The 8,231-nt window shown below is 63.9% G+C and carries 8 protein-coding genes; all 8 read left to right on the top strand.

Features of this window, described 5'->3' with window-relative positions:
- The first annotated feature begins 148 nt into the window (after positions 1–148).
- The 8 genes from AAFX91_RS36190 to AAFX91_RS36225 all read left to right on the top strand — a co-directional run bounded on the left by AAFX91_RS36190 (position 149) and on the right by AAFX91_RS36225 (position 8,083).
- Positions 149–2,014 carry a methylmalonyl-CoA mutase family protein gene (locus AAFX91_RS36190; protein WP_394569711.1) on the top strand — a complete coding sequence of 622 codons (1,866 nt, stop codon included), beginning with the start codon at positions 149–151 and terminating at the stop codon, positions 2,012–2,014.
- A 2-nt stretch (positions 2,015–2,016) separates the two neighbouring features.
- The gene (locus tag AAFX91_RS36195) at positions 2,017–2,481 is read left to right on the top strand and encodes a GFA family protein (RefSeq protein ID WP_130581104.1); all 465 of its coding nucleotides are present in this window, start codon (positions 2,017–2,019) and stop codon (positions 2,479–2,481) included.
- Between the two features lie 353 nt (positions 2,482–2,834).
- On the top strand, positions 2,835–4,991 hold the full coding sequence (gene scpA, locus AAFX91_RS36200) for a methylmalonyl-CoA mutase (protein ID WP_394569712.1): 2,157 nt from the start codon (positions 2,835–2,837) through the stop codon (positions 4,989–4,991).
- A 37-nt stretch (positions 4,992–5,028) separates the two neighbouring features.
- A complete protein-coding gene (locus AAFX91_RS36205; RefSeq protein WP_394569713.1) occupies positions 5,029–5,325 on the top strand; it encodes a nucleotidyltransferase family protein in 297 nt (98 codons plus the stop codon).
- Between the two features lies 1 nt (position 5,326).
- Entirely contained in the window at positions 5,327–5,671 is a 345-nt protein-coding gene (locus tag AAFX91_RS36210) for a DUF86 domain-containing protein (RefSeq protein ID WP_394569714.1), read from the top strand.
- A gap of 5 nt (positions 5,672–5,676) precedes the next feature.
- Positions 5,677–6,447, top strand: a complete 771-nt coding sequence (locus AAFX91_RS36215; protein WP_394569717.1) for an RsiV family protein — start codon at positions 5,677–5,679, stop codon at positions 6,445–6,447.
- Positions 6,444–7,430 (top strand): methylmalonyl Co-A mutase-associated GTPase MeaB, encoded by a 987-nt coding sequence (gene meaB, locus AAFX91_RS36220; RefSeq protein WP_394569715.1) that lies wholly within the window; start codon positions 6,444–6,446, stop codon positions 7,428–7,430. The genes AAFX91_RS36215 and meaB overlap by 4 nt, the downstream gene beginning before the upstream one ends.
- Positions 7,427–8,083 (top strand): pyroglutamyl-peptidase I, encoded by a 657-nt coding sequence (locus AAFX91_RS36225; RefSeq protein WP_394569716.1) that lies wholly within the window; start codon positions 7,427–7,429, stop codon positions 8,081–8,083. The genes meaB and AAFX91_RS36225 overlap by 4 nt, the downstream gene beginning before the upstream one ends.
- Positions 8,084–8,231: the final 148 nt, after the last annotated feature.

The raw sequence follows: 8,231 nt of genomic DNA on the forward strand, positions 1-8,231 counted from the left end.
AAGGCTTCCTCCTAAAAGAAAGCCTTGAATCACGTTCAATCTGATTTGAGAATCCCAAGAGTCCACACGGCCTAGGGTTTGGCTTGGCGGCTTCGGCGTGGCAATTTCCGGTCAAACGGCGAGGAAGACTTGAGGAACGATAGGGCGGATGACGACCACGACTGACGATCTGCGATTGGCGGCCGATTTCGCGCCGGCGACTTACGAGGACTGGCGCAAGCTGGTGGACGGCGTCCTGAAGGGCGCGCCGTTCGAGAAGCTGGTCGGCAAGACCTATGACGGGATCAAAATCGAGCCGATCTATCGCCGCGCCACCAATGCCAGCCCGATCGCCGGCCGAGGCCAGGCTGCGCCCTGGCAGATCATGCAGCGGATCGACGATCCCGACCCGCGCCGCGCCAATGCGCAGGCGCTGCATGATCTCGAGAATGGCGCCACCGGCCTCGCGCTGGTCTTCGCCGGCGGCAGTGGCGCCTATGGTTTTGGACTAGAGCCAACGGCCGAAGCCGTCGACAAGGTGCTCGACGGCATCTACCTCGATGCCGGTATCGCGCTGGATCTCCAGATCGGCCCGCAATCACGGATGGCCGCGATCCACGTCGCGGAATATGTGAAGCGCAGGGGATTTGATCCCGCCAAGTGTGACATCCGTTTCGGGCTCGATCCGCTGGCGGCCTGTGCGGTCTGGGGCTTTAGCCCCTATGAGTGGAGCGAGATCGTGCCGGCGGTGACCGGCGCCGTCAAAGGCCTGGTGGCGCTCGGATTCAAGGGGCCTTTCGCCGCTGCAGATGGGCGGGTGATCCATGATGCCGGCGGATCGGAGGTGCAGGAACTCGCCTTCGTGCTGGCAAGCGGGGTCGCCTATCTGCGCGCCCTCGAACAAGCCGGTGTCGCGCTCGAGGATGCCCAAGGCATGGTCTATGCGCGGCTCAGCGCCGATACCGACCAGTTCCTGACGCTGGCGAAATTCCGCGCGCTGCGGCTCTTGTGGGCGCGGGTCGAACAGGCCTGCCGACTGACGCCACGACCACTGTTCATCGCCGCCGACACCGCCTGGCGGATGCTGACGGAGCGCGATGCCTATGTGAACATGCTGCGCGCCACCATGGCCGCCTTCTCGGCGGGGCTTGGCGGCGCCGACGCCGTCACCGTGCTGCCGCACACGCTGGCGCTCGGCCTGCCCGACGACTTTGCCCGGCGCGTTGCGCGCAACACGCAGCTCATTCTCTTGGAAGAGTCCAATCTCGCCAAAGTATCCGATCCGGCGGCGGGCTCCGGCGGCATCGAGGCGCTGACAAAGGAGCTTTGCGAAGCTGCCTGGTTGGCGTTCCAGGAGATCGAAAGAGCCGGCGGCATCTTTGCCGCGCTTCGAGAGAACTTGATCCAGCGCAAGGTCGCCGCTACGCGTGCCGCGCGCGAGGCCAACATCGCCAAGCGTCGCGACGTGCTGACCGGCGCCAGCGAGTTTCCGAACCTGCACGAGGCCGATGCCACGGTGCTGGAAGCAAAGCCGGTTGGGCTACCACCTTATGGCGAGGCCAAATTCAAGTTTGACGCGCTGTCACCGATGCGGCTCGCCGAACCCTTCGAGGCACTGCGCGACAAATCCGACGCAAAGCTGAAGGCGAGCGGGGCGCGTCCAAAAATCTTCCTCGCCAACCTCGGTACGCCTGCAGACTTCACCGCGCGCGCCACCTTTGCGAAGAGCTTCTTCGAGACCGGCGGCATCGAGGCGGTCGACAACCAGGGATTTTCCGATCCGACAGCACTTGCCGACGCCTTCAAGGCCTCGGGGGCCACGATCGTCTGCCTGTGTTCCTCGGACAAGGTCTATGCGGAACACGCCGCCGCCGCGGCCAAGGCTCTTCAAGCCGCCGGCGCAAGGCATATCTATCTGGCTGGACGGCCGGGGGAGCTGGAAGCCGCACTGCGCGCGTCCGGCGTGACCGATTTCATCTTTGCCGGCTGCGACGCGCCGGCGACGCTGCAGGAAGCCTATAGGCGGATGGAGTGAGCATGACGTCGAGCCAAAAACCCGTTCTGACCGGCGGCTGCCAATGCGGCGCGATCCGCTTTGCGGTAACGGCGGCGCCGACGCGGATCAGCATCTGCCATTGCCGGATGTGCCAGAAGGCCTCCGGCGCGCCGTTCGCCTCCTTCGCCGACATCGAAAAGAACGACTTCGCCTGGACCCGCGGCAAGCCGGCCTCGTTCCGCTCCTCTTCGATCGCCGAGCGCGATTTCTGCGCCGCCTGCGGCACGCCGTTGAGCTTCCGCCGCATCGACGGCCCCCGTATCGAGATCATGACCGGCTCCTTCGACCGGCCCGACATGGTGGCGCCGACCCGGCAATACGGCACTGAATCCCGCCTCGGCTGGGTGGTCGGCATCGCCAACCTGCCGAGCCAGACCACGCAGCAGAATTACGGACCGGAGAAGATGGCGACCATCGTCAGCCACCAGCATCCGGACCACGATTAGAATGAGGTGTGATGGGACGAGAGCTCTGCATAAATCTTCGTTCCGATCTGGCCCGGCTTACCGATCAAGAGATCGCAGAGGCACTGCAAAGAAATTGGGTCGAATTCGAATCTGCGAATGCAAGGTCGAGAAGCAGGTTGCGACTGTCGATGCGAGGACCGATCAGGCATCCATGGGCGTACCGCCTGTTGTCTCTTGGATGTGTGACCGGGCCTGGCTTCTCGGCTTATCTCGGGAACATTTGGATTGGGCTTTTTCCTTACGAGAAGTTACATTTGACAATGTGCGAGATACGCGACTTGCAGGACGAGATCCAAAGCCGTTTGGCGAGAACAACAAAGAGCGCTTGAGCGATGACCCGTATTCCCAATTTTGCTGACGTCGCATTCGAGGCGATCGCTACATCGCGGCCCGCTGGAAGCTTGGATCCCTGGCTGACGCCCGAGGGCATCCCGGTAAAGCCCAGCTATAGCGAGACCGATCTTCAAGGCATCGACTTTCTCGAGACCTGGCCGGGCATCGCGCCCTATTTGCGCGGCCCCTACCCGACGATGTACGTCAACCAGCCCTGGACCATCAGGCAATATGCCGGCTTCTCCACGGCGGAGGACTCCAACGCCTTCTATCGCCGTAACCTCGCGGCAGGGCAGAAAGGCCTCTCGGTCGCCTTCGATCTTGCCACCCACCGCGGCTATGACTCCGATCATCCGCGCGTCTCCGGCGACGTCGGCATGGCCGGCGTTGCCATCGACTCGATCTACGACATGCGCACGCTGTTCGCTGGCATCCCGCTCGACCAGATGAGCGTGTCGATGACCATGAACGGCGCGGTACTGCCGATCCTCGCGCTGTTCGTGGTGGCCGCCGAGGAACAGGGCGTGCCGCCGGAGAAACTGTCGGGCACCATTCAGAACGACATTCTGAAAGAGTTCATGGTGCGCAACACCTACATCTATCCGCCGTCGCCCTCGATGCGGATCATCTCCGACATCTTCGCTTTCACGTCGCAGCGGATGCCGAAGTTCAACTCGATCTCGATCTCCGGCTACCACATGCAGGAGGCCGGGGCGACGCAGGATCTCGAGCTCGCCTACACGCTCGCCGACGGCGTCGAATATCTGCGCGCCGGCCTTGCCGCCGGCCTCGATGTCGACCGCTTCGCGCCGCGGCTGTCGTTCTTCTGGGCGATCGGCATGAACTTCTTCATGGAAGTCGCCAAGATGCGCGCCGCGCGCCTGCTCTGGGCCAAGCTGCTCAAGCCGTTCAACCCGAAGGACCCACGCTCGCTCTCGTTGCGCACGCATTGCCAGACCTCGGGCTGGTCGCTGACGGCGCAGGACGTCTTCAACAATGTGATGCGCACGACCATCGAGGCGATGGCGGCGACGCAGGGACACACCCAGTCGCTGCACACCAATGCGCTCGATGAAGCGCTGGCGCTGCCGACCGACTTCTCCGCCCGCATCGCGCGCAACACCCAGCTCTTCCTGCAGCAGGAAAGCGGCACCAACCGGATCATCGATCCCTGGGGCGGCTCCTATTATGTCGAGCGGCTGACCCGCGATCTCGCCGCAAAAGCCTGGGGCCATATCCAGGAAGTCGAGGAGCTCGGCGGCATGGCGAAGGCGATCGAAGCCGGCGTGCCGAAGCTGCGCATCGAGGAAGCGTCGGCCAAGACCCAGGCGCGGATCGATGCGGGTAAGCAGGCGGTGATCGGCGTCAATAAGTACAGGCCGGAGAACGAGGCGCCGATCGACGTCTTGAAGGTCGACAATACCAACGTGCGGCGGCTGCAGATCGACAAGCTGAAGCGGCTGCGGCAGGAGCGCAATCAGAAGGACGTCGAGCAGGCGCTGATGGCGCTGAGCCGTTCGGCCTCCGAAGGCAACGGCAACCTGCTGGCGCTCGCCATCGACGCCGCGCGTGCCAAGGCGACCGTCGGCGAGATTTCGGACGCCATGGAAAGAGTGTTCGGCCGCCATCGCGCCGAGATCAAGTCCATCACCGGCGTCTACAAGCGGGAGGCAGCCGCCATGTCCAACCGGGTCGAGAAGGTGCAGGCGCTGATCGACGCCTTCGAGGAGGCCGAGGGCCGCCGGCCGCGCATCCTGGTGGCGAAGATCGGCCAGGACGGCCACGACCGCGGCCAGAAGGTGATCGCATCGGCCTTTGCCGACATCGGCTTCGACGTCGATATCGGGCCGTTGTTCGCCACCGCCGACGAAGCGGCGCGACAGGCGGTGGAAAACGACGTGCACATCCTGGGCGTCTCCTCACTCGCCGCCGCGCATCTGACGGCGGTGCCGGAACTGAAGGCCGCGCTGAAGAAATACGGCCGCGAGGACATCATGATCATCATCGGCGGCGTGGTGCCGCCGCGGGACTATGAGGCGCTGTACCAGGCGGGCGCGGAAGCGATCTTCCCGCCGGGCACCGTGATCTCCGACGCCGCCGAAGAGCTGATCCACAAGCTCAACGCCCGGCTCGGCCATAGCGAGGCGGCGGAGTAGTTGATAGACTACTAGCGAAGCCGCTGAGAGTTGTGCGATGACGCGTGACGAAATCATTGCTGCGATACGGAAGAACACCGACGCCATAAAGGCGACGGGTGTGTCGAAGCTTGCCATTTTTGGCTCTCGCGTACGCGGCGACAATCGGCCTGACAGCGACATCGATGTGCTTGTCGAGACCGAGCCAGACGCCTCGTTCTCGCTCCTTAACTTGATTAATGTTGAGCATATCATAGAGGATGCGACCGGATTGCAGGCGCAGGCTACCACGCGACGCTCCCTCACTCCCCGCTTCGCGCAGCGCATAGCGGACGATATCGTCGAAGTGTTTTGACGTGCGCCCAACCCTCGCTGATCGAATCGATCACATCGTCGCGGCGATCGACCATATTCGACACATGGTGGCTGGGCACACGCGCGAAAGCTTTGCCGCTGATCTGGTGGCGCGACTAGCGACGGAAAGATTGCTTGAAATCATTAGCGAAGCGTCTCGGTCTATTCCGACGGAATTGAAGGCGAGAGAACCTGGTATCAATTGGCGAGGTTTGGCCGATCTTGGAAAATGGCTGCGCCACGCTTATCACCGAACTGACGCGGATTTGCTATGGAACATGGTCGAGCGCGATCTCGAACCTCTGAAGCGCTTCGCCGGACAAATTGCCAAGGAAGTCAAACCTTGACCTTACTGAGCAAATTAAGCATCGCGCTGGCATTGAGCGTCATATGTCTCCAGCCGGCCTTCGCCGATCCGAAGCCGGACGCTTTGGTCAAGAACAGGAGCATCGAAGCCACCGTCTATCTCGACGACAAGATCAAGGCCGATCCCACGCTATCAGCCAATTGCCTTGCCGAAGGCAGGAAGTGGGTCGACAAGAGCGCGGCCGAAGCGGCATCCACACGGAAGCAGGATCCGCAACTGTTCGACCGTGGCGGCTGGACCTTCGAGCGCAAGTACAATGTCCGCTCGGTGGTCGGTGGCCGTTACGCGAGCATTGTCCGCAACGACTACATCAATACCCGCGGCGCGCATCCGAATTCGGACGTCAACACGATCCTGTGGGATTCCACCGACAAGAAGCGCATCAGCATCCGCCCCTTCTTCACGGAGACCGCCGACGACGGGCCGACCATGAAGGCGATGCTGGAGGCGGTCATCGCCTCGTTGAACGCCGAGAAGAAGAAGCGCGGCGCCGACGAGACCGCGACCGCCGAGTGGTACAAAGAACTGAAGCCGACGCTGCTCAAGATCGGCGCGGTCACGCTGGCGCCTTCGAGCGAGGCGGGCAAGAGCTCCGGCCCGACCTTCCATTATCCGCCCTACGCGGTCGGCCCCTACGCCGAAGGCCAGTACGTCGCCTTCGTGCCATGGGAAACGCTGAAGCCATATCTGACGGCGGAAGGTGCCAGGATTTTCGGGGGATCGCGGCCAAAAGCGGATGAAGACGATCAGCAATGAGCGGCACCAAAGCGCTCGACATCAACGCCCTCGCCCATGACCTGCGCGCCGGCAACCGCGCAGCGCTGGCGCGTGCGATCACGCTGATCGAAAGCCGTCGCGCCGACCACCAGGCGGCGGCGCGTGATCTGGTGCAGGCGCTGCTCCCGGAGACCGGCAAGGCTTTTCGTGTCGGCATCACCGGCTCGCCCGGGGTCGGCAAGTCGACCACCATCGACGCGCTCGGCATGTACCTGATCGAGCACGGGCACAAGGTCGCGGTGCTGGCGGTCGACCCGTCGTCGGCGCGCACCGGCGGCTCGATCCTTGGCGACAAGACGCGGATGGCGCGGCTCTCGGCGTCCGAGCAGGCCTATATCCGCCCCTCGCCTTCCTCCGGCACGCTCGGCGGCGTCGCGGCAAAGACGCGCGAGGCGATGCTGCTCTGCGAGGCGGCCGGCTTTGATGTGGTGCTGGTGGAGACCGTCGGCATCGGCCAGTCCGAGACCGCGGTCTCCGACATGACCGATTTCTTCCTTGCGCTGATGCTGCCCGGCGCCGGCGACGAGCTGCAGGGCATCAAGAAGGGCCTCGTCGAGCTCGCCGACATGATCGCGATCAACAAGGCCGACGGCGACAATCTCAAGCGCGCCAATGTCGCGGCGGCCGATTATCGCAGCGCGCTGCATATATTGGCACCGCGTTCGCAACACTGGCACCCGCCGGTCGAGACCTATTCGGCGCTGGCCGGTACGGGCATCGACAAGCTCTGGCAGAAGATCGTCGAGCATCGCACCGCGATGAACGCCTCCAGCGAGTTCGCGGCGCGACGGCGCGAGCAGCAAGTGAAATGGATGTGGTCGATGCTGGAGCAGCGGATCATGGCGCGCCTGCGCTCGGACCCCGCGATCCGCGCCAAGGTGAAGAAGACGGAGGCCGAGGTCGCCGACGGCCGCATCTCGCCGGCGGTGGCGGCCGAGCAGATCGCGGAACTGTTGCGATGAGCGAAAAGCTCTCCGTGCTCGTCACCGGCTTCGGTCCGTTTCCCGGCGCGCCGTTCAATCCGACCATGCCGCTGGTGAAACGGTTGACGCAGCTTCGCCGTCCCGCCTTCGATGACGTCAAGCTGACGAGCCACATCTTCCGCGTCACCTATGACACCGTCGATCGCGAATTGCCGGAGCTGATCGCGCGCGTCCGTCCGCGGGTGCTGCTGATGTTCGGGCTTGCCAGTCGCACCGCGCATCTGCGGATCGAGACCCGCGCCCGCAATGCCGTCACCACGCTGGTCGCCGATGCCGGCCGCCGCCGCGCGCGCAAGGGCTCGATCGTCGACGGCACTGACGCGACAATGTTCGGACCGCATACCGCAAAGCTGCTGCGCGCCGCGCTCGCGACCGGCATCGACGCGCGCGCTTCCCGCGACGCCGGCAGCTATCTCTGCAACTACCTAAGCTGGCGCGCAATCGAGGCGGTGGACAAGACCGACGGCCTGCAGCTCGCCGCATTCGTCCATGTGCCGCTGATCCCGCGCCAGGGCACATCGCTGCGCAAGGGAACCGAGCGCATCACGCTGGAAGATCTCGTCGATGCCGGCGAGGCGTTGCTGATGGAAATGGTGAAGCTGGCGCGGCGGCCTTTGTCGTCCCGGGCTTGACCCGGGACCCATCACCACAGGCGCGGGTTGTGTGAACGCCGCCCCAACCGAGCGTAGCAGCCAACAGTCGGGGTTGATGGGGTGGACGGCCCCCTACGGCATCAGTTGTGCCAGAATGAGGTTGTCGAAATCTCAAACGAGGGAGCCG

The sequence above is a fragment of the Bradyrhizobium sp. 31Argb genome (genome assembly GCF_043638955.1).
Taxonomy (GTDB): Bacteria; Pseudomonadota; Alphaproteobacteria; order Rhizobiales; family Xanthobacteraceae; genus Bradyrhizobium.